This is a genomic window from Limnospira indica PCC 8005 (assembly GCF_000973065.1).
Taxonomy (GTDB): domain Bacteria; phylum Cyanobacteriota; class Cyanobacteriia; order Cyanobacteriales; family Microcoleaceae; genus Limnospira; species Limnospira fusiformis.
On the sequence record NZ_FO818640.1, the window covers coordinates 4,436,134 to 4,459,357 of the forward strand.

At 45.0% G+C, this 23,224-nt stretch carries 10 protein-coding genes and 9 pseudogenes; 11 read left to right on the forward strand and 8 right to left on the reverse strand.

The annotated features are described in order from the left end of the window. Positions 1-9 precede the first annotated feature (9 nt). The 3 genes and pseudogenes from XZ46_RS19355 to XZ46_RS19370 form a co-directional block, all read left to right on the forward strand. Positions 10-507 (forward strand): annotated as a pseudogene (locus XZ46_RS19355) (IS4-like element ISAtsp3 family transposase); the annotation flags it as partial. Next, positions 508-1,658 (forward strand): annotated as a pseudogene (locus XZ46_RS37395) (reverse transcriptase domain-containing protein); the annotation flags it as partial. It lies immediately after the preceding pseudogene. A gap of 165 nt (positions 1,659-1,823) precedes the next feature. Then, a complete protein-coding gene (locus tag XZ46_RS19370) occupies positions 1,824-2,894 on the forward strand; it encodes an IS4-like element ISAtsp3 family transposase (RefSeq protein WP_006669216.1) in 1,071 nt (356 codons plus the stop codon). Here the strand turns inward: XZ46_RS19370 and XZ46_RS19375 are convergent. Continuing rightward, positions 2,871-3,176, reverse strand: a complete 306-nt coding sequence (locus XZ46_RS19375) for a reverse transcriptase N-terminal domain-containing protein (protein WP_039932918.1) — start codon at positions 3,174-3,176, stop codon at positions 2,871-2,873. The genes XZ46_RS19370 and XZ46_RS19375 overlap by 24 nt on opposite strands. 889 nt (positions 3,177-4,065) lie before the next feature. Here XZ46_RS19375 and XZ46_RS33025 point away from each other — a divergent pair. Next, positions 4,066-5,008: pseudogene (locus XZ46_RS33025) on the forward strand (IS630-like element ISAtsp7 family transposase). Between the two features lie 214 nt (positions 5,009-5,222). On the opposite strand, the gene XZ46_RS19395 reads toward XZ46_RS33025, so the two are convergent. Further along, positions 5,223-5,639, reverse strand: coding sequence for a hypothetical protein (locus tag XZ46_RS19395; protein ID WP_006669234.1), 417 nt, complete (start codon positions 5,637-5,639; stop codon positions 5,223-5,225). A 235-nt stretch (positions 5,640-5,874) separates the two neighbouring features. Here XZ46_RS19395 and XZ46_RS30385 point away from each other — a divergent pair. Further along, positions 5,875-6,409: pseudogene (locus tag XZ46_RS30385) on the forward strand (IS630 transposase-related protein); the annotation flags it as partial. Between the two features lie 20 nt (positions 6,410-6,429). On the opposite strand, the pseudogene XZ46_RS19410 reads toward XZ46_RS30385, so the two are convergent. Continuing rightward, a pseudogene (locus XZ46_RS19410) lies at positions 6,430-6,699 on the reverse strand (transposase); the annotation flags it as partial. An 18-nt stretch (positions 6,700-6,717) separates the two neighbouring features. Further along, positions 6,718-7,789 (reverse strand): annotated as a pseudogene (locus XZ46_RS33030) (IS630-like element ISAtsp4 family transposase). A 150-nt stretch (positions 7,790-7,939) separates the two neighbouring features. On the opposite strand from XZ46_RS33030, the pseudogene XZ46_RS19425 reads away from it, so the two are divergent. Then, positions 7,940-9,089 (forward strand): annotated as a pseudogene (locus XZ46_RS19425) (reverse transcriptase domain-containing protein); the annotation flags it as partial. On the opposite strand, the pseudogene XZ46_RS33035 reads toward XZ46_RS19425, so the two are convergent. Then, a pseudogene (locus tag XZ46_RS33035) lies at positions 9,085-10,028 on the reverse strand (IS630-like element ISAtsp7 family transposase). The pseudogenes XZ46_RS19425 and XZ46_RS33035 sit on opposite strands and share 5 nt — an antisense overlap. A gap of 67 nt (positions 10,029-10,095) precedes the next feature. Between XZ46_RS33035 and XZ46_RS19445 the strand changes: the two are divergent. Together XZ46_RS19445 and glgA are read left to right on the forward strand one after the other, a co-directional pair. Further along, a pseudogene (locus tag XZ46_RS19445) lies at positions 10,096-10,758 on the forward strand (group II intron maturase-specific domain-containing protein); the annotation flags it as partial. 483 nt (positions 10,759-11,241) lie between these two features. Then, positions 11,242-12,669, forward strand: a complete 1,428-nt coding sequence (glgA, locus tag XZ46_RS19450; RefSeq protein ID WP_006617251.1) for a glycogen synthase GlgA — start codon at positions 11,242-11,244, stop codon at positions 12,667-12,669. Between the two features lie 85 nt (positions 12,670-12,754). Here the strand turns inward: glgA and dxr are convergent, their stop codons facing one another. Together dxr and XZ46_RS19460 are read right to left on the reverse strand one after the other, a co-directional pair. Further along, positions 12,755-13,945 carry a 1-deoxy-D-xylulose-5-phosphate reductoisomerase gene (gene dxr, locus XZ46_RS19455; protein WP_006624138.1) on the reverse strand — a complete coding sequence of 397 codons (1,191 nt, stop codon included), beginning with the start codon at positions 13,943-13,945 and terminating at the stop codon, positions 12,755-12,757. 176 nt (positions 13,946-14,121) lie between these two features. Then, positions 14,122-15,843 (reverse strand): glycosyltransferase family 39 protein, encoded by a 1,722-nt coding sequence (locus XZ46_RS19460; RefSeq protein WP_006624137.1) that lies wholly within the window; start codon positions 15,841-15,843, stop codon positions 14,122-14,124. Positions 15,844-16,704: 861 nt separating this feature from the next. On the opposite strand from XZ46_RS19460, the gene XZ46_RS19465 reads away from it, so the two are divergent. The 3 genes from XZ46_RS19465 to XZ46_RS19480 all read left to right on the forward strand — a co-directional run bounded on the left by XZ46_RS19465 (position 16,705) and on the right by XZ46_RS19480 (position 20,330). Then, positions 16,705-17,265, forward strand: coding sequence for a hypothetical protein (locus XZ46_RS19465; protein ID WP_006624135.1), 561 nt, complete (start codon positions 16,705-16,707; stop codon positions 17,263-17,265). A gap of 430 nt (positions 17,266-17,695) precedes the next feature. Further along, the gene (locus XZ46_RS19470; protein ID WP_008052966.1) at positions 17,696-19,561 is read left to right on the forward strand and encodes a 3'-5' exonuclease; all 1,866 of its coding nucleotides are present in this window, start codon (positions 17,696-17,698) and stop codon (positions 19,559-19,561) included. Positions 19,562-19,823: 262 nt separating this feature from the next. Then, positions 19,824-20,330, forward strand: coding sequence for a hypothetical protein (locus XZ46_RS19480; RefSeq protein WP_006669227.1), 507 nt, complete (start codon positions 19,824-19,826; stop codon positions 20,328-20,330). Positions 20,331-21,926: 1,596 nt separating this feature from the next. On the opposite strand, the gene XZ46_RS19515 is transcribed toward XZ46_RS19480, so the two are convergent. Continuing rightward, positions 21,927-23,039 (reverse strand): CAP domain-containing protein, encoded by a 1,113-nt coding sequence (locus XZ46_RS19515; protein WP_006669223.1) that lies wholly within the window; start codon positions 23,037-23,039, stop codon positions 21,927-21,929. Between the last annotated feature and the right edge of the window lie 185 nt (positions 23,040-23,224).

The following is a 23,224-nucleotide window of genomic DNA, read 5'->3' on the forward strand; positions in this document are numbered from 1 at the left end:
ACTAATGCTATAGGAGGAACTCGGCGTAGCGGCGAACGAATGTTTGATTCTCTGCGACCCGGAGAATTTCGCCAGCTTTCGGGTCGCCGTTGGGTTTGGGGACGGCAGGTTTACGTCATTGGCTCTCGTCTGGCTGATTCGGGGGAGTTGTTGATTATCATCACTAACGCTTGCCCCGAAACGGCCCTCCCCGACTATGCTCGGCGTTGGGGTATTGAAAACCTCTTCGGAGCCTTGAAGACTCGGGGCTTCTGTCTCGAATCGACTCACTTTAAGGACCCTGAGCGCTTGAGCCGTTTATTGGCTTTGCTTAGCCTGGCTTTTACTTGGGCTATGAAGGTGGGTTTGTGGATTCACCAAGGTTCACCCATTCCTTTGAAGGCTCACGGACGACGCTCCCAGAGTCTTTTCCGCACTGGCTTCGATTTTCTACGCCGCACTTTCTCTAATCTGCCTTTGTTTTCAGGGCGGTTTCACCAGGCTCTACAACTTTTGTCCTGTACTTAGGTTAAGAACATTAAAGGAAACCTCAAAGCAAAAGCACTTAGGAGAGTATGGATACCAAAACCTGGTAGGGATGAAAAAAGCTGGAATAGGCATTCCTACAATCCAAGATAGAGCAAGGCAAGCCTTGGTTAAATCGGCTCTCGAACCTGAATGGGAATCGAGATTTGAAGACACAAGCTATGGGTTCCGACCTGGTCGGTCTGCCCAAGATGCAATAGAACGAATCTATCTATGTATTAAGCATAGTAGTTATTATGTATTGGACGCAGATATAGCAAAATGCTCTTACCGTGAACCATGATTACCTACTGTCCAAAATTCATTGTCCAAGCAGCCTGAAAAGAGACCTAAAACAATGGCTCAAAGCAGGTGTACTAGATAACGGTGTATTTGAGGATACTGAAACAGGGACACCTCAAGGAGGGGTAATAAGTCCAATACTCGCCAACATTGCACTGGATGGCATGGCTAGATTAATTGAAACAACGTATCCAAAAGTAAAAGGGGTTAAAATTAAAGCCACCGTAATAAGATATGCCGATGATTTTGTAGTGATATCACCATCACTAGAGATTATTGAACAGTGCAAGATTGCTATTTCTGAATGGTTAAAACCTATTGGGTTAGAGATTAAACCGGGAAAAACTCGAATCTGTCATACACTCAATCCTATTGAATATGATGGAAAACTTGAAGAACCCGGATTTGATTTTCTAGGATTCAATATTAGGCAATATCCTGCAGGAAAATATAAAACTGGGAAAACTGGTGGAGCAGCAAGCCGTCCAATCGGTCACAAAACTCACATCAAACCCAGCAACAAAGCAGTTAAAGCCCACACAGAAGTGATTAAGGATGCAATAAAACATCTTAAAACCGCACCCCAATCAGCCCTGATAAGCAAACTAAACCCAATCATAAGGGGATGGTCAAACTATTATTCAGCGGTAGTCTCATCAGAGACCTTCGTTAAGCTAGACCACACAGTCTGGTTAATGTTAAGGGCATGGACAGTATCAAGATGCGGAAAGACAAGTTACAAGAAGCTAAGAAACTATTTCAGTCATGGAACGGTTAGACTTAGTAATGGGAAAGAAAGGCATGAATCTTGGTTGTTCCAGACTAAGGATGGACTCACATTATGGCAACATCTCAGTACAGGATAAAAAAGCTGAAAGTCTTAGCCAAAAGGGAATCTAGCCGAAAATTCTGAAGGGGGCGCTCCGGGCTGAGGTGAAAGTCGAGGGGTGGGGGGGTAGCGCCAAGTTGGGGTGAGAGGGTTACATCGGAATTACCACAAACCAAACTTCCCTCTCATGAACGAGCTTAACCGATTACGAGACACTTTGCGCCCTCACTTGCCCTGGCACGGGGCGAGATTAAACTTTGTCTGCCTGTTCCTGATGGCGCTATTCCAAACAAAGACGGTTAATCTGATGGAAATAGCGACTGTATTCGCAAATCCTGTGCAAATTTCCTCAAATTACCAGCGATTACAACGTTTTTTTCGGCAATTCAAATTTGACCGGGCAGAGATTGCCCGTTTCGTCGTTAGCCTCATTGACATTCCCCAACCTTGGACTCTTAGTCTCGACCGCACCTGTTGGTCTTTCGGTCAAACCCATTTCAACATCTTGATGTTGGCAGTCGTCCACGAGGGGATTGCCTTTCCCCTGCTGTGGACGATGCTTGACAAAAAGGGCAATAGCAACAGTGGCGAACGCATGGACTTATTCGACCGCTTCGAGGCACTATTTCCTGACGTGGAGGTGGCTTGTCTGACCGCTGACCGGGAATTTGTGGGGCGAGATTGGCTCTCGTATCTTCTCATCGACCCCGAGGTTCCTTTCCGCCTACGCATCCGCCACAGCGAGCTGATTAGTCCTAAGTTAGGAGGAACTCGGCGTAGTGGCGAACGAATGTTTGATTCTCTGCGACCCGGAGAATTTCGCCAGCTTTCGGGTCGCCGTTGGGTTTGGGGACGGCAGGTTTACGTCATTGGCTCTCGTCTGGCTGATTCGGGGGAGTTGTTGATTCTCATCACTAACGCTTGCCCCGAAACGGCCCTCCCCGACTATGCTCGGCGTTGGGGTATTGAAAACCTCTTCGGAGCCTTGAAGACTCGGGGCTTCTGTCTCGAATCGACTCACTTTAAGGACCCTGAGCGCTTGAGCCGTTTATTGGCTTTGCTTAGCCTGGCTTTTACTTGGGCTATGAAGGTGGGTTTGTGGATTCACCAAGGTTCACCCATTCCTTTGAAGGCTCACGGACGACGCTCCCAGAGTCTTTTCCGCACTGGCTTCGATTTTCTACGCCGCACTTTCTCTAATCTGCCTTTGTTTTCAGGGCGGTTTCACCAGGCTCTACAACTTTTGTCCTGTACTTAGGTTCTTAACAAGTTCAAACCTTTGTCTTGGCGAAATTGCTTTCATTCCATCGACTCCGGCTGTTTTCTTGCCTTGATTATCTTGAGTCACTCGCCGCACTGCTAAGAGTCGGGCATAATATGACTTCACCAATAGACGTTGCCACCTTCTTGCCTTCGCGTCCTGTCCCGATTTAGCTGCTTGAAATATCCTCTTTTGGAGCTTGAAAACTTTCCTCTGGACTTTCGCCCATGGGATTTGTTTCCATACAAACGCACGTCTTGATTGGTTTTGATTTCTCAAATCCTTTCTTTAAACTCGCTTTCGTCATAGTAACTCCTACTAGACTCTATTCTTTACAATCAAACCGTGACCCGTTAGCATATCCTTACCATTACAGTATGGCTTTGGCTTCTGGTCACATCTCACCCCCTAATAGGCTTGCGCTTACACTTTCACTACTGACTTTCTCGACCAGATTGTCAGAGCCTAGAAGGGGTTAAAACGTTCCGTTTATATGGGCATTCCATCTTTAGACTTGTCCTTTCCACCGGGGTACTTTTAAAGGTCTGTGTAGGTAGTTCAAAGAGCCTCCTACTTTTCCCCTTACTCTTTTGAGCGCAGTGTATCAACCTATTTCGCTGCCTGCTGTTGACGATGGTTCAAGTCGGACATTCAGATTTCCTTAGTCATGGATGGTTGGCAGTGGTCGGAATTTTGGGAATAGGTTTTCCCTCACGCCTTCCGTTCCCCGCTTCAATCTGACGGGGTATGATTCCTGAATCTGGGGGTGGCTATCGCCGTTACTCTTTTCCACAATCGCCCAAGTGGTTTTAATCCTCCATGTTATATAATTGAGTATTGCGATTTTCTTTGTGGAATTGACCTTGAGTTCCCTGCCTTGCTTTCGCTTTGGGACATATAAACAGTTATAGGGATGGTCAGGAGTACGCTCCTTATATTCAACCAAAGGGTTGAAATCCCTACCAGGCAGTCATTTCGGGCATTGCAGCCCTATTTGATGCCTGAACGTTTCGCACCCTTAGTAACAGTATAACCAAACCAACCTCACCCCAAAATCCGTTAAAATTCAATCAGCAATACTGATTAATTACCCGATTACAGCCTTTACACAAAACACAAAGTACGGTATAATGTATGGCTATTGTATAAGTTATCACAACCAACTACCATGAGCCGTTACTCTTTAGATTTTCGGAAAAAGATAGTAGAAGCCTATGAAAAAGGAGACACTTCTATCCGAAAAGTAGCGAAACGCTTTTTGGTGAGTCCAGACACGGTAAGGCGACTGGTCAAACAGTATCGATTAACGGGAGACTTATCTCCTCGTAAGTGTGGCACTAAAAAGAAAAGCATTTTATCTAAGCATGAGGAAGCCGTGATAGATATTGTAGAAGCCCACCCCGACCTGACCTTATGGCAATATAGTGATAAGCTCAGAGACAAGCTGGGCATAAATGTCAGTACGACCATGATAGATAGATTTTTAAAGCAGCACGATATAAGTCTCAAAAAAAACATACAGGAGCGAAAAAGTAGTAACAGAAGAAGTACAGAAAGCGCGAGTAGATTATTGGTAAAGAATTAGAGATGTGGCTCCTGAAAAGCTTGTGTTTATTGATGAAAGTGGGTTATGGGTAGGGATGAGCAGACCGTTAGCCAGAGCGACGAAAGGGAAAAAAGTCTATGAACTGCGGAAATCCTATCGAGGTCAAAAAATGACAATAATTGGTGCAATTAAGCTCTCCGGAGTGGTGGCGACTCAAACATTATAAGGGTCAATGAAAAAAGAGGATTTTCTCCAATTCATCAAGTTAGATTTATTGCCAAAATTAAAAAAAGGAGATGTAGTGGTAATGGATAACTGAAATTCTCATCATCGAGAAGAAGTCAAAGAAATGATAGAGTCAGTAGGAGCCAGGGTAGAATATCTGCCGGTGTATTCCCCTGAGTTTAACCCGATAGAGATGATGTGGTCACAGCTCAAAAGTTGAGTGTGCAAGTTCAGGACGGAGACCATGGAATTATTAGTGAGATTGGTAGAAGTGGCGGTAAGCCTTGTGGATTTACAGTGTTTGAATAACTGGTTTACCAAGTGTTGTTACTGTGCTTAATGATTGAGATAAAGGCTGTAATTATCATTAGATTCCAGCAATTAAATATCAGTATACATATTAGTATCCGCCGCATCTTGAAGCTGTGGCACAAACTCCGTCCCCTTTAGCTTCATCCCCATTTCCCACAGTATTTATGCCATATCATGTTTAGAAACTTTGTCATTTCCCCTCATCGACAAACGTTGATAAAGTTGTTAAAATACCTCACTTGTTAAATTCCTAAAGTCTTCTTGCAACCTATCTCTAGTTTGCTAGTTTGGTTGAATTCATCACGGAGCAGGTTAGTTTGAGTATCCAGAGATTGATCCAAAGATTCAATACTGTTAGAAAACTTACGATTGATTCTCTCAAGATGCTGTCGCAGTTCCGTGGCTTCTTCTTTACTCTCTGTACTTAGAGATTTAAACTTTTTATCAAAGGCTTCGTTAGTCGCCCTAATGTCAGTCGAAAAAACACTTTTTAGCTGTTGCGCATAATCATGAAATTCTTGCTGAAGCCTAGATAAATCCGACTCCATTTTCTCGAAGCGGTTATTAAACTCCCGGATATTAGAACCAAAAATAATATCGCGAATTTGCTCAATATTAGCTAATTTTTCGCGCATTTCTTCTTTAGTTATATCGGACATAATTTCTCCTGGTAGTTGTAGCAGTTATCCTGGTTACGGAATATTTTGGGCTATCCTCCCGACTTAGCCCTGTGGATAAAGGGGGACATTTCCCAGACCCTATGATTGATAATTTTTGGGCTTTTTCCCCTAGGGCGGTTCTCGGGGGGTTGAGGGTTAGCGTGGCGAGATATAGCACAAGACAGAACACTTAGGACGTATAATGGAGAGGACGAGATGACTAAGAAGACCAAAAATGCCAGCCCCCTATAGTTACGACCTCAGACAAAAAGTTATTGATGCCATTGAACTAGACGGTATGCCCAAAACATAAGCCAGTCAACTTTTCCATGTCAGCCGGAACACCATTAATCTCTGGCTGCAAAGAAAAGCACAGACCGGAGACTTCCTCCCTCAACCTAATCACCCACCTGGCAATAACCACAAAATTACCGACTTGCAAAAATTCAAGGCTTTTGCCCAAGAGCATGGCCACAAAACCTCCGCTCAGATGGCTGAACTTTGGGATGACGACATCTCTCCTCGCACCATATCCAGAGCCTTGAAGAAAATTGGCTTCACCAGAAAAAAAAACTTACGGCTACCAAGAACGTTGGAAGCAACAGCGAGAGGAGTTTATGGCTCAGATTGAACAGATGGAGCCGGAAGGGTTGGTTTACCTCGATGAAGCTGGCATGAATAGTCAAGACTCCGATTATCCTTATGGTTACTGCCAGGAAGGACAACGCTTCCATGCCCTCAAATCAGGGAAGAGGCAGGGCAGGGTGAGCTATAGCATTAGTCAAGGTGGTTAGGACGCAGCTTTGAGAACGGAATCCATGGCATCATGGAGAGAATCAAACTGCTCAATGAAGTGGCGAATACGGGCTTTCAGCCACGACCAACATTTCTCTATCTTGTTGAGGTCTGGCGAATAAGGTGGTAGATAGAGTAAACGGCATTGAGCTGCCTCCACCAGTTCAGCAATCCGCCCCCCTTTATGAAACGTTGCATTGTCCAATACTAGAGTCTGACCTGGCTTCAATGTTGGAATTAAGATGAACTCCAACCACAACTCATATCAAGTCCGGATAATCAATTATAGTAAAGTCTCGGTTTGAGGCCACCAATGAAAACTGGTCAAGCCTCGAATTAATTCGCGCTGTTTCCACAAACTTCGGCAGCGAGCACACAAGAGTTCCTCTAGCTGATCAAGATTCTCAAATGAACGATTGGCAATGGGTTCATCTACCAGAGGCCACAGTCTTTCTGCTGGTTGTAGTTCCGGGGAATGGGACGGTAGAAACATTAAATGCAGTCCTTCGGGTACTTTCAGATTCTTACTGATATGCCATCCGGCTTGATCAACCACTAACATAATGTGTTGATTTGGACCTAATTTAAATTCGGCAGCAAACTCCTGTAACACTCGACTAAATAGAGTTGTATTGACGTAAGGTATAATCCACCAATAAGTCTCTCCCGTTTCCGGTCTCACAAAACCATATAGCCATAACCACTCGAATTTCCAATTAATATGGGCGAGTGGTTGACAATCTTCCGCTACATAAATACGTCGCATCACCGGTTTGAGTCCCAGACGGTGTTCATCTCATCTTCGCTCCACAATTGCACCTGTGCATCAGGGTATCTCCGGCGAAGTCCCTCTAACTCCGTTACCAGTTTTTTTTCCAGGCTTGCTGCTCGTCTTCGTCACTTTCGATGTGAGCCGGTCTCGGTACACGAAGCCGAAATGTCATTTGTCGCAGAATCTCCCATCCCCTTTGTCGGCTAATTTTTCGTCCAGTTACTCCTGTCAACCAGTCTGCCACCTGGCGACCGTTCCACAGTCCCCCATCCGGCGCTGTTCCTTGCAGGGCTTGCCATAACTGAGCTTGAGTCACATCATCAATTAACGGTGGATGTCCGGGATTTCCTTTTCGGCGCGCACCCAGCCCTTTTAATCCCAATTGGTTGTATCTCTTTACCAATTCATAAATCCAGATGCGACTGTAGCCCGTAATTTCTTGGACTTCCTCCGTGGTCTTCCCCTTAGCCAACAACCAAATAATTTGATATTGGCGACTTTCCAAGCCCTCTTGGGCTTGGTGATCAGCCCGGCCAAGTTCTTCGGTACTTAAGTGGGGAGCTATACTAATTCGTCTGGGCATAACGCAAGTTTGGCATTGGTCACTGATATTATAACCGATTAAGCGAACTTGATATGAGATGTGACCAGAAGCTAACGCCCGGCTGTAATGGACGGGATATGCCAACGGGTCACGGTTTGATTGCAAGGATAGAGTCGATTAAGGGTTAATATGACGAAATCGAGTTTAAAGAACGGATTTGGGAAAACCAGACCAATCAAGACGTGCGTTTGTATGGAGAAGTATCAACTGGACTAAGGTTCAGCGATACGTCTTTAAGCTCCAAAAGAGGATATTCCAAGCAGCTAAATCGGGACAGGACGCGAAGGTTAGAAGGTGGCAACGTCTATTGGTGAAATCATATTATGCCCGGCTCTTAGCGGTGCGACGGGTGACCCAAGACAATCAAGGCAAAAAGACGGCTGGAGTAGATGGGATGGTCGTAATATCCCCTAAGCAAAGGTTAGAAATGGCTGAGAAAATCAAGGGAAACCTCAAAACAAAACCACTACGAAGGGTGTGGATTCCAAAACCTGGAAGGGATGAGAAACGTCCTCTAGGGATACCCACAATCCAAGATAGAGCCAGGCAAGCCTTGGTGAAATCGGCTCTCGAACCCGAATGGGAAGGGAGATTTGAAGGCACAAGCTACGGGTTCAGACCAGGCAGGTCAGCCCATGACGCGATTGGTAGAATATACACGGCCATAAATCAGGGTCAATACTATGTCCTTGATGCGGATATAGCGAAATGCTTCGACCGAATAAACCATGATTACCTACTGTCCAAAATTCATTGTCCTAGCGTAATTAAACGCGACCTGAAACAATGGTTAAAAGCAGGAGTGCTAGACAATGGCGTATTCGAGGATACAGAAGCCGGGACACCACAAGGAGGGGTAATAAGTCCAATACTCGCCAACATTGCACTGGATGGAATGGCTAGGTTAATTGAAACAATGTATCCAAAAGCAAGTGGGGGTAAAGTTAAAGCCACCCTCATAAGATACGCTGATGATTTTGTAGTGATATCACCGTCACTGGACATCATTGAACAGTGCAAAACTGCTATTTCCCGTTGGTTAAAACCTATAGGATTAGAGATTAAACCGGAAAAGACCAGAGTGTGTCATACACTTAACCCCATACAATATGAAGGGAAAACAGAAGAACCGGGTTTCGATTTCTTGGGATTCAATATTAGGCAATACCCAGCAGGAAAACATAGAGTGGGGAAGATAAATAGGGACACAAGGAAAACCTTTTTAACCCACATCAAACCCAGTAAGAAGGCAGTTACAGCCTTTATCTCAATCATTAAGCACAGTAACAACACTTGGTAAACCAGTTATTCAAACACTGTAAATCCACAAGGCTTACCGCCACTTCTACCAATCTCACTAATAATTCCATGGTCTCCGTCCTGAACTTGCACACTAAACTTTTGAGCTGTGACCACATCATCTCTATCGGGTTAAACTCAGGGGAATACACCGGCAGATATTCTACCCTGGCTCCTACTGACTCTATCATTTCTTTGACTTCTTCTCGATGATGATAATTTCAGTTATCCATTACCACTACATCTCCTTTTTTTAATTTTGGCAATAAATCTAACTTGATGAATTGGAGAAAATCCTCTTTTTTCATTGACCCTTATAATGTTTGAGTCGCTACCACTCCGGAGAGCTTAATTGCACCAATTATTGTCATTTTTTGACCTCGATAGGATTTCCGCAGTTCATAGACTTTTTTCCCTTTCGTCGCTCTGGCTAACGGTCTGCTCATCCCTACCCATAACCCACTTTCATCAATAAACACAAGCTTTTCAGGAGCCACATCTCTAATTCTTTACCAATAATCTACTCGCGCTTTCTGTACTTCTTCAGTTACTACTTTTTCGCTCCTGTATATTTTTTTTTGAGACTTATATCGTGCTGCTTTAAAAATCTATCTATCATGGTCGTACTGACATTTATGCCCAGCTTGTCTCTGAGCTTATCACTATATTGCCATAAGGTCAGGTCGGGGTGGGCTTCTACAATATCTATCACGGCTTCCTCATGCTTAGATAAAATGCTTTTCTTTTTAGTGCCACACTTACGAGGAGATAAGTCTCCCGTTAATCGATACTGTTTGACCAGTCGCCTTACCGTGTCTGGACTCACCAAAAAGCGTTTCGCTACTTTTCGGATAGAAGTGTCTCCTTTTTCATAGGCTTCTACTATCTTTTTCCGAAAATCTAAAGAGTAACGGCTCAGCTCATGGTAGTTGGTTGTGATAACTTATACAATAGCCATACATTATACCGTACTGTGTGTTTTGTGTAAAGGCTGTAAAGCCCAGATAGAAGTGATTAAGGGTGTAATAAAACAACATAAGACAGCACCCCAATCAGCCTTGATTAGCAAGCTAAATCCGATAATACGGGGATGGTCAAATTACTATTCAGGGGTCGTTTCAATAGAAACCTTCTCTAAGCTAGACCACATAATTTGGCAAATGTTAAGGGCATGGACAGTCTCAAGATGCGGAAAGGCAAACTACGAAAAACTGAGTAATTATTTCAGACCTGGAAAAGTTAAACTCAGTAATGGGAAAGAAAGACAAGAAAGTTGGATGTTCCAAACCAAAGATGGGTTACATCTCCACAAGCATAGCTGGACGCCAATTGTCAGACATACCCTAGTGCGCCCGGATGCAACACCATACGACGGAAATTGGACTTATTGGGCAACCAGGAAAGGTCAGGCAATCGATACACCAACAAGGGTAGCAAAACTACTTAAAAAGCAAAAAGGTAGGTGCGCCTGGTGTGGGCAATACTTTACCCCATCAGATTTAGTTGAAGTAGACCACATAGTACCTCGAAGCCAAGGTGGTAAAGAGGAGTACAAGAATCTTCAACTATTGCACCGCCACTGTCATGATGATAAAACGGCACTAGATGAAGCCGATGCTGTGTCCTTAACAATGGAGCAATCAAACTAGGAGCCGTGTGAAGGGAAACTTTCATGCACGGTTCTGAATGGGAGGGGGTGAAGGTGACTTCACTCTCGACCCCTAATCAACTGGCACGGTAATGGGCGGGCATAGAACCCGAACTCCCCAGAGACACGATTGGTTGAGAAAGGTAAAGCGGCCTATAAGTCCTCTGTAGTCGGTTAATCAACGTCAGACTCAGGGCAAAACTATTCATTAGCCCGAAGCGGAAACGACTTAGGGGTGTATGCGGGCAAAAGTTCCCGCAACACGGTGAGAATGCCACCTGTCACGAGGGATAAATCCTTGTCCCCACCCCCACCTCGCGGAACGCAGGTGGCGGAGCATTCATGTGTGAACGTTGATCACTTCTTGCTCTAGGCTGACCGGTGGGATCATTCTAGGTACTTTCGGAAAAATGTAAAAATATTGCAACGGCCTCCGGTATGATCACGTTACGCATCTCGATCTAAGGGAACGCAAAATACAATTATGCGAATTTTATTTGTAGCGGCGGAAGCGGCACCCCTGGCCAAAGTCGGGGGTATGGGGGATGTCGTGGGTGCTTTGCCCCAGGTCTTGCGGGCAATGGGCCATGATGTCCGGGTATTTATGCCCTACTATGGCTTTTTACCAGACAAAATCAAAATACCCAAGGAACCTATATGGTGGGGAACCGCCATGTATCAAAAATTTGCGGTTTTTGAGACGACATTTCCCAAAACTGATGTTCCATTATATTTATTTGGACATCCTTCGTTTATGCCTCGTCGGATTTACTATGGAGAAGATGAGGATTGGCGGTTCACCCTATTTGCGAATGGGGCTGCTGAATTTTGTTGGAATTACTGGAAACCCCAAATTGTTCACTGTCATGATTGGCATACCGGGATGATTCCCGTATGGATGAAAGAAACCCCTGATATAGGTACTATCTTTACCATTCATAATTTAGCTTATCAAGGACCTTGGCGCTGGTTTTTGGAACGGATTACCTGGTGTCCTTGGTTTATGGAAGGTCATAATGTCATGGCGGCAGCGGTTCAATTTGCTGACCGGGTAACTACAGTATCTCCCACTTATGCTAGTCAGATTCAAACGGCTGGCTATGGGGAAAACATGGAAGGTTTGCTCTCCTATATAAGTGGCAAAATGTCGGGGATTCTTAATGGGATTGATACGTCGTCTTATAACCCGGAAAACGATCGCTATATCGTGGAAAACTTTAATGCTGATACCGTGGAAAAACGGAAAACCAATAAAGTTGCCCTTCAGGAAGAGTTAGGACTAGAAGTTAACTCCGGTGCCTTCCTGATTGGTATGGTAACACGACTGGTGGAACAAAAAGGACTCGATCTAGTAATTCAAATTATGGATCAGTTTATGTCCTTTACTGATTCCCAATTTATTTTACTGGGAACAGGCGATCGCTATTACGAAACCCAAATGTGGCAAATGGCATCCCGCTATCCGGGGAGAATGACGACCCAAATTCTGTTTAATGATGCCCTATCACGGCGGATTTATTCTGGTGCGGATGCCTTAATTATGCCCAGTCGTTTTGAGCCTTGCGGAATTAGCCAAATGTTAGCAATGCGTTATGGCTGTATTCCCATTGTGCGGCGTACAGGAGGCTTAGTCGATACGGTATCCCATAACGACCCAGTAGGGGAAGGCGGCACAGGTTACTGTTTTGACCGCTACGAACCTCTGGACTTCTTTACCTCTATGGTTCGCGCTTCGGAGGCTTTCCGCTATAAAGACCATTGGCGGCGACTCCAACAGCGAGCCATGCACCAAAACTTTAGCTGGGAAAACTCAGCCCGGGAATACATCAAGGTTTATGAGGAAGTAGCGGGATACTATTCCTACCAACCCCCAACCCCTGAAGCAGAACCGGAAACTGGTGTCACTACTTAGGGCAACACTCCATTATTAGCTAAAAGACCCGGTTTCTCTAGTTCCTACTGGACACAGAAACCGGGTTTTTCTGGGATAGAATCAACTACAAAGCGATCGCCGTTTTTTGATGAACCCTGGAACTAGCCTCTATAACTGCTTGACGCGCCCATAGGTCGGCGGCTAAGATATCATCCAAACTCGGATTTTGACAATTATCTTGTTCATGGCGCGCGCAGACCATTTCAATGACCTTGGGAATATCCAAAAAGCTAATCTTTTCATCTAAAAACAAAGCCACAGCCTGTTCATTAGCGGCATTTAACACGGCTGGCATAGACCCCCCAGACCGTCCGGCTGCGTATGCTAACTGCATACAAGGATATTTTTGATTATCTGGTGCTTTAAAAGTCAAATTACCAGCTTTGACCAAATCCAACTGTTCCCAATCTGTATAAATTCTTTCAGGCCAAGATAGAGCATATAATAGGGGTAAACGCATATCCGGCCAACCCAACTGCGCCAACACAGAAGTATCCTGCAACTCAATCAAAGAGTGAATAATACTCTGGGGATGAATGACAATATCAATTTGATCATAATCCAAACCAAAGAGAAAATGAGCCTCAATCACCTCGAGACCCTTATTCATCATGGTAGCGGAATCAACGGTAATTTTACGCCCCATGGACCAATTAGGATGTGTAGTTGCATCAGCCACTGTCACCTCGGTTAGCCTTTCCACAGGCCAATCACGAAAAGCGCCCCCAGAAGCGGTGAGAATAATCCGTCGTAAACCCCCAGCCAGAACCCCTTGCAGACACTGAAAAATAGCGGAATGTTCGGAGTCAGCGGGTAACAATTTAACGCCATATTTCTCAATCATAGGATTGACGACAGGTCCCCCGGCGATGAGAGTTTCCTTATTAGCCAGGGCGATATCCTTACCGGCTTGAATGGCTGCAATTGTTGGCAATAATCCCGCACAGCCAACAATACCAGTCACGACAGCTTCGGAGTCTCCATAGCGGGCAACCTCGACTATACCAGACTCTCCCGCTTCTATAATAGGTTGGGGGTCAAGATCGGCGATCGCCTCCCGCAATTCCCACAACTTCTTCTGGTCACAAATAGCGACAATTTCCGGCCGAAACTGTCGCACCTGTTGCGCCAGGAGAGTCACATTACTACCTGTGGCTAATCCCACAATTTTAAACTTATCGGGGTGATGAGCAACAATATCCAGAGTTTGAGTACCGATAGAACCCGTAGAACCGAGAAGAGTAATTGCTTTCATGTCTTTGTAACTTATGTTATTAAATAACCATAGTATCTGTAATTGTCACCCTGATGCAAACCCGATAGGGAAATTAAAGCACAATTGCCAATTCACAATTACCCGATTTAGGAAGATTATTGAGCATAGCCACAAAAGCGCGACATCATCAGTATATATACGGTGGAAATTTACGCTCATAAACTCTCATTATACCCACAGCGATACATCCGCAAGAAATAACCAGGAACCCGAGATTTTATCCCCAATTCTCGCTCACAATTAGACCCGGAATGGTCAAATTCAGCGGCAAAATTAATCAGCCATAAATTCATGGGTTGCGGCCATTGATTAAGGGTGGTCACTAAAGTATTAGTAGCGGTGGAAGAATCACGATTATGGCGATGTGCCAGCAGAAAGAAAGGCGATTTTTCCCGGACCCCTAAATTTTTGAGTTCCCCAGCAATGCTCATCATTTCCCCGGTTTGTTCATGGCTTTTATGAACTGTAGCAATTAAGGTGGGAATATCTGACCTTAAATAAGCGGATATTTCCTCAGCCACAAGTTCGGAGCGATCGGGTTTTTGGTAAGCTAAGTTATACACGACCATCAACCCACCCAATAAAGACATGAAACCGATAAAAGCGATCGCATATCGTCGCCATTGAGATTTTCCGGGCAACTCCCAACTTTTAGCTAACCCGGCGGCTAGGATGAGTAAAACCACGGGAAAATAGATAAACTGATATCGCGCTGCTAGGGTTAAATCCAAACCAATCGCCCAAGCGATCGCGATAAATATCGCCATAATCACCAAAGTAAAGCCTAGCCAAAATTTGATTAGTTTTCTTTCCCTATGACTGGCAAAGTGCCAACCATCAATTAAGACTTTTCCTAACAGGCATAAAACTAGCAAAGCGACGGCACTAGAAACTATAATAATCGGCAAAGGTTGCTTTTCGACGGGTAACATAATCACCATAGTAATCACCCAAGCCACCAGCCGAAAAATCGGATCAATAAAATGATTCCGACTCGGTGAAGTCCAAGCAATTAACTGGCTATCTCCGGTGGAAATTTTCAGAAAAATCGGCAACCATACCAAGACACCTATAGCTGTACCTAATGCGATCGCATAAAACCCTTTCCAGAGTTTCAGCTTGGGAAACCGTAGAGGATCGTAGCGGATATCCTGAATCCAAAATGCGAAAACGATTAACCCTTGCGCTATCAGCAGGAAGATAAAAAAGAAATGGACGGCCATTCCTAGGCTATTAACTATGACAGTCGCCAAAATTAGCCAGACCGGGAGGGAGATTTGTGCTTTGAGACGTTCAACAGCAACGGTGAGACAGGCGAAAGAGGCGATCGCCAAAAACATTGCCAAAGTGTAGTGTCGTGCTTCTTGGGCTAAATATACCCCAAATGGTGAAACGGCCATCAACCCCGCCGCCAGATGTCCGACGAGTACAGATCTAAAACATAGCCACCCCAAGCCAAATATAGCGGGAACCGTAGCGACCCCAAACAGAACACTAAGGGATCTGGCTATATGAATGGAGACTAAATCCCCAGGAGTTCCCCACCAGTGAACCCAGAGATGGGTCAACATAAAGTAAATGGGGGGATGGTTACTTTCAATAAATAGCCTTTCGGGAACCGAAGCGATCGCCATATTATCCCCCAACTGTAGGGGAAACAGCAGTAATTCTGGAGCGATCGCTGTATCCAACGGGACTCTATGGAAACCATGACCCAGACTAAAGGCTAGAGTCGCGAATTCATCACTCCAGATTGGTTTAGCGTCTAAGTTGATCAGACGCAAAATTAAGGCGATCGCGCACCAGACCAGGAGTAATACCAAATTAATGCGATCGTGCTTAACCAAACTTTCCCAGAGATGAACTCGCTTTCCCATATTTACCGCCAGATTTGAGCCTACCAGACGAGTATTGTCTCACGGTCCAGGAAACGGGACAAAAAAAAAGAGAGAACTGCTTGAGCAGCTCTCTCTACCATCAGGGTGCATCTACATAACACAATATAGCCTTTTTGCTATGAGGGGTCAAGCCCCCTATTGTAAAGATTTTGTAAAGAAACCCCCAGCAACCCAAATCGACACAAAAAAACGCACCGGAAGCCAAAAGCATTCCGGTGAGAACATTGGATCATCGAAACTAATCGCCTCGAACCATGAGATCAACCCTCTCAGACTGAGGTAGAATGATGATAGATATTTTGAGTAAAGGAAATGCACCCTGATGAAAAAAACACCCTAATGATCGACGAACTTTCCGATAACTTTGGTAGATTTCCTATCCGTCCCAATCCCTGAACTAGGGGAATCAAGTCGGATCTGAGTGGACAACTCACGGACACTACGGACAAGCCCGATTCGTGTTACCGACCAATCAAGGTTTGCGAGTCTGTATTCATTATTACAGGTCGGTTTCGGAGATTTCAAGGGGTCTATTGCAATCACCCGCTTTTTCTGAAAGTGGGATAACTGTTTTATAGACCATTAACCGGAAAAATCCCCGCCACGCTTGGTTTTGTTCCTGTCCAACTCCCCCAAATCAAGATCCTATTTCTCTGTGGTAGCTAAGTGACTCGGGCTGAAAAATTAATCTCGTACCCCCGTACTGATACACTGTCAAAAGCTAGGAGCGATCGCCATCATGGGAAATATGGATTTCAACACACCAAAGTTAATCCGGTCTTACTGACAACTGAATAGTTTTACCCAGATTTTATTATCGTCAGCAGAGAACCAATTGAGATGGATACTAAAACAAGACGGCAACCGACCCATAATTTAGTGAGGCGACAAGCCACACCCAAAGAACGAGAGTTAATCCATCTGCTGGCTAACCTCGGATGTTCCCAAGCTAGATATGGTCTTAAACACGCCACCAGTAAAGGAGTTATTTCACCGAAAGAAAGACTACGTTTAGCAGAATGGCACTTTCTGAGACTCCAGCAAATACGACGGATAGAAAGAAGTTTAGCTCCCGTGGCTACCCTTAAACGGGTTTATTTTAAAAGTAACCTGGGTCCGCGCGACCTCAAATCTTTAAAACTGGTTTGGGTCGAAGATGACAAAACAAGGGTTAAGCGAGTCCCCCCGGAGTTAGACGAAGTCCTGAGTGATGCCTTAGACAAGGGAGATACTCTCAAACAGATATTTTATATCGTGGAGACCAAAGCTCGGCTATTTGCTTCAACTCCTGATGGGGGTAAAATCCCTCTGTGGGTCAAAGAATGGGAAGATTCAGGCTATGAGGTCAATTTCTTTCCCCCGTCATTTGCTAAGTGGGCAAATATTGTCGATCTTTCTTAATCCGTGAAAACTTGGCTTAACATTCCTCACTATTGAGGAATGTGCCACACCCCAATCAGGGGAGTGTCAATTCTATCTATTTAACCACCCTCCCTCTCAGATGCGATCGCCAAGAGAACAAACTATTCTTTATAATTGACACTTACAATTTTACTCCCCATTCTCCTGCTTAATCGCAGATGTAACCGCCTCACGGAGAACATTCACCAAACAACCTCCTGTCATTTCTCTGGGGGATAAAAGGCTCCCCATGGTAGCTGTTAGTAGTTAATCCGTTAAATTACTGACACTGACCAACACTCAATCATGAAGTTAAGTAAACCCATTGTGAAATCGTAGGAATTGCTTTATACTGAGTTTATCAGTGCGGCGACAAGCAAATTTACTCAAAAGCTCAAGGCTGCTATTCTGGTCTATTAGCTCATCAACCATGGCATTAATCATCCCTGATTCAATTCCATCGAAAGCCAGCAAAGGAGAAAAAATGCTGTTCCGCTTGTTGTGGGATGAACTACCTGACGACTTCTTTGTTTACTATGAACCCATTACCAGCGGATTTTACCCCGATTTTATTATCCTTAGTCCCAGCTTCGGTTTACTGATACTAGAAGTTAAGGGTTGGTCGGTTAAACAAATCCACAAAGCAGATAGTTACTTCTTTCATATTGAACAAGACGGCCAATTAGAGCATTGTCAGTCTCCTCTGAGACAGGCGAAAGGCTACCTAGATGCTCTCCTTAATAAACTTAAAGGCTATTCTATCCTGTGCGAAGATGATGGAGATTATCAAGGGAAGTTGGTATGTCCTATCGGTGTCGGTGCAGTGATGACTAATATCACAGAAGCACAGGCGCGGGAAAATCATATTTATACCTTACTAGAAAAGCCACAGGTCTGCTACAAAGATGAACTGATGACATGGCAAGAAATCGGAGAAAGGGCATTGATTAAACGCCTGGAAGCCATGTTTACGGTGCGATTTAAATTTCCTGATTTAGAAGATGACCAAATTAATACTATTCGAGGGGTAATTCACCCGGAAGCTCAGGTTAGACAGGAACCAGCTAAATCTAGCAGTGTCCCGCCAGGTAAACTGGTGAAGCCGGATGCTATTATTCTGACAACTCTCGATTATCGCCAGGAACAATTGGCACGTTCTTTGAATTCCGGTCATCGACTATTTTCGGGAGTAGCAGGTAGTGGTAAAACGTTGATTCTTCTCAGCCGCGCCAAAATTTTAGCGGGAGGTTGGACAGATACCAAAGTCTTAATTCTCTGCTATAATATTACTCTGGCATCTTATTTGCGATCGCTCATCAAAGAAGACTATAACCTTTTATATCGCCAACGCATTCAAGTTATGCACTTCCATGCTTGGGCAAAATCAGTCCTAGGAGGTCTACCAAATCCTAAACATTTTCAAGACAGAGATATATACGACTATGAAATGGGTACTAGGCTGTTAAATGCACTGCAAAAAATGCCCAGTGATGACAGGTGGGATGCCATCTTAATAGATGAAGGTCATACTTTCCATCCCAAGTGGTTTGAATGCTGTACCGCCGCTCTCAAAGACCCAGAAGATGGCGATTTAGTAATTGTATCCGACCGTTCCCAGAGTATTTATCGCCGACGTAAGTTTACCTGGAAATCTGTGGGAGTGAAAGCACAGGGGAGGATGCGAAAACTTACCCAAAACTATCGCAATACTGAGGAAATATTACAGTTAGCATGGGATATGGTTCGTGATCTATATTCATCAGAAGATGATGAACTGGAAGACGAGGCTTTTCCTGTAGTAGAACCCTTGGCAGCAGTTAGACATGGTAATATGCCACAGCTTCATATCAAACAAAACCGTATGGATGAAATTAATGGTGTGATTGACACTATTAAGAAGTTGGTAAATGAGGGATATAAACCTCATGAAATTGCTGTTATTTACCGCTATAAGTCAGAAAATGAGCGTCAACCTTTTGAGTATCTAATTGAAACCCTAGACCATATTGGCATGGGAGTTTTTTGGGTTAATGATAATAAAAATGACCACAAAAATAACTACTGTTCTAGTCATCCTGGTGTCAGGGTGGTTACGGGTAAATCCGCCCTGGGTTTAGAGTTCAAAGCTGTAATTATCCCGTGGGTGCAGCAGTTTGGTGTGGGTTCAAAAGCAGAGGGTCGTCGGGAACTTTATGTAGCGATGACCCGCGCTCAGGATCTGTTATATCTATTTGGATCAGGTCATTTTGATTTCCTGAGAGAGTTAAAAATATGCGATCGCTTAGTGGTCGCTTAGTGGTCGCTTAGCGATCGCTTAGTCCCCTTCCTACCCCCTAACCATATCATCTGAAATTGAGGAGGTGTTGGGTTGCGTACCTCCACCCAATTGACGGTGTTGGGTTTCACGGAGTTTCACCCAACCTACTACTCCACCCAATTGACGGTGTTGGGTTTCACGGAGTTTCACCCAACCTACTACTCCACCCAATTGACGGTGTTGGGTTTCACGGAGTTTCACCCAACCTACTACTATATCATCTGAAATTGAGGAATTGATTATGAGTGACTCACAAGATGCTGAAAGAATTAGCAAATTGGCTAAGAAAAATGCTTGGACTACGGGATTATTGACCTTTTTCTTTCTGCCGATTGGCTATATTTATACCGGACGTTATAAAGCCTTATTTAAAGGATTTGGAATAGTTGTTTTGATAATGGTTTTTGGCTCCATGTTGGAAGATGATGATGAATTTTTTGACTTAGTAAGAGGTTTGTATGTTGTGGGTGCTACTATTGAAAATGTCCGTGCTGTTAATCAAGCCAAAAAACTGAATGGCGGTTTAAAGCAGAATAATTCAGCCAATCTTCCCTCAGACAATAATGTTGAACTTAAGCTGCTAAAACTTATTAAAAGAAACAGAGAAGTCACCCTGGCTGATTGTGTAATAGAAACCAGTTTAAGTTCTCAACAAGTTCGCGAAACCTTAGAAGAAATGATGAAACAGCAGTTAATTACCATAGATAATCGTGAGAGTGATGGGTCAATTGTTTATCGGTTAATCTAACACTCAGAGTTGCGTAACTCCATCCAACCTACGGTGTTGGGTTGCGTACCTCCACCCAACCTACGGTGTTGGGTTGCGTACCTCCACCCAACCTACGGTGTTGGGTTTCACGGAGTTTCACCCAACCTACGGTGTTGGGTTTCACGGAGTTTCACCCAACCTACGGTGTTGGGTTTCACGGAGTTTCACCCAACCTACGGTGTTGGGTTTCACGGAGTTTCACCCAACCTACGGTGTTGGGTTTCACGGAGTTTCACCCAACCTACGGTGTTGGGTTTCACGGAGTTTCACCCAACCTACGGTGTTGGGTTTCACGGAGTTTCACCCAACCTACGGTGTTGGGTTTCACGGAGTTTCACCCAACCTACGGTGTTGGGTTGCGTACCTCCACCCAACCTACGGTGTTGGGTTTCACGGAGTTTCACCCAACCTACGGTGTTGGGTTGCGTACCTCCACCCAATTGACGGTGTTGGGTTTCACGGAGTTTCACCCAACCTACGGTGTTGGGTTGCGTACCTCCACCCAACCTACGGTGTTGGGTTGCGTACCTCCACCCAATTGACGGTGTTGGGTTTCACGGAGTTTCACCCAATTGACGGTGTTGGGTTTCACGGAGTTTCACCCAACCTACGGTGTTGGGTTGCGTACCTCCACCCAATTGACGGTGTTGGGTTTCACGGAGTTTCACCCAATTGACGGTGTTGGGTTTCACGGAGTTTCACCCAACCTACGGTGTTGGGTTGCGTACCTCCACCCAATTGACGGTGTTGGGTTTCACGGAGTTTCACCCAACCTACGGTGTTGGGTTGCGTACCTCCACCCAATTGACGGTGTTGGGTTTCACGGAGTTTCACCCAATTGACGGTGTTGGGTTTCACGGAGTTTCACCCAACCTACGGTGTTGGGTTGCGTACCTCCACCCAACCTACGGTGTTGGGTTTCACGGAGTTTCACCCAACCTACGGTGTTGGGTTGCGTACCTCCACCCAATTGACGGTGTTGGGTTTCACGGAGTTTCACCCAACCTACGGTGTTGGGTTGCGTACCTCCACCCAACCTACGGTGTTGGGTTTCACGGAGTTTCACCCAATTGACGGTGTTGGGTTTCACGGAGTTTCACCCAATTGACGGTGTTGGGTTTCACGGAGTTTCACCCAACCTACGGTGTTGGGTTGCGTACCTCCACCCAACCTACGGTGTTGGGTTTCACGGAGTTTCACCCAACCTACGGTGTTGGGTTGCGTACCTCCACCCAACCTACGGTGTTGGGTTTCACGGAGTTTCACCCAACCTACGGTGTTGGGTTTCACGGAGTTTCACCCAACCTACGGTGTTGGGTTGCGTACCTCCACCCAACCTACGGTGTTGGGTTTCACGGAGTTTCACCCAACCTACGGTGTTGGGTTGCGTACCTCCACCCAACCTACGGTGTTGGGTTTCACGGAGTTTCACCCAACCTACGGTGTTGGGTTGCGTACCTCCACCCAACCTACGGTGTTGGGTTTCACGGAGTTTCACCCAACCTACGGTGTTGGGTTGCGTACCTCCACCCAATTGACGGTGTTGGGTTTCACGGAGTTTCACCCAACCTACTGCTAAAAGGCAAATTTCTGGGTCCAGTAGTTGTTCAAATTAAAACTTCCAGTGTCATTGGCGAGGAAGTAGTGACCAATACCAATTTGGGTATAACTGGGATTGAGGATATTCTCGCGGTGTCCTGGGCTATCCATCCACCCCTCAACAACAGATTCTGGTGTACGATGACCTGCGGCAATATTTTCTCCGACCCCAGATGTAAATCCTACGGCTCGGGCGCGGTCACTGGGGCTAGAACCATCAAGCCCAGTATGACTAAAGAAATCTTGCCGCGCCATGTTGGTGCTATGGTTTCGTGCGGCTTGGTTTAATAGGGGGTTCAAAGATAAGGGCTGTAAACCCGCCTGGGCGCGTTCTTGGTTGACCAGTTGTAGCACCTGTTGCTCAAAGACTTGGTTATGTCCATCATCAGAATGATCTGTGGTTGTGTTTTGAATGGATATTCTGCCACCGATAAAGTCATTGGTACTAATAGATGAAATGCTGACATTATTTAATGTGGCTAATACGCCACCATTTTCGAGAATTTCGGTGGTGAAAGGGTCTAAGGCTTGAACTACTAATTGTCTCGCGCCATTAGGAACAATGATTTTATCAACTCCCGGCTGGAAGTCAGTAATTAGGTCCCGGTCAGCAGTTGATGAAGCTAGGATAAATTGATTAGCGCCTCCCCCTCCTGTTAAGGTATCCAAGCCTTTATCGCCGGATATCAGGCTATTTCCCGGACCTCCAATAATCACATCATTACCAGCGCCGCCATAAAGACTATCGTTTCCCGACCCTCCAATTAGGGTATCATTACCCAAATTACCGAATAGGAGATTATTACCGCCACCTGCTTCTAATAAGTCATTATCCTTACCACCAAAAAGGGTATCATTGCCACCGCCTCCAATAATGGTGTCATTGCCTTGGTTTCCGTAGAAAATGCGTCCGGTATTATCATTCACTGCATAATCATTTCCCGCCAACAGAGCGATCGCATCTGGAAAAGGTGAGGATCTAAAATAGGAAAGCTGTTCTGGGGGAAGTTCAGACATGATAATTCTGTCATTCCCAGGAGTAGCTATACCTAGGTCTAATCCGTTTTCGGTGATGATGTCAAAAAGCATGATTCCATGTAGATGATGGTTGCCAATTTTTTCTATGGTAGATGATTTTTGGGAAAGTGGCTAGGAGTTTACAAATAATTACATATAGTGATAATTCTTAGCATAATTTAATTTTAATTTTGACTCCCTTCAGACAATTACAGCCTGTTCATAAATCATCTGATCACTTCTCAAAGTCCCTCTCC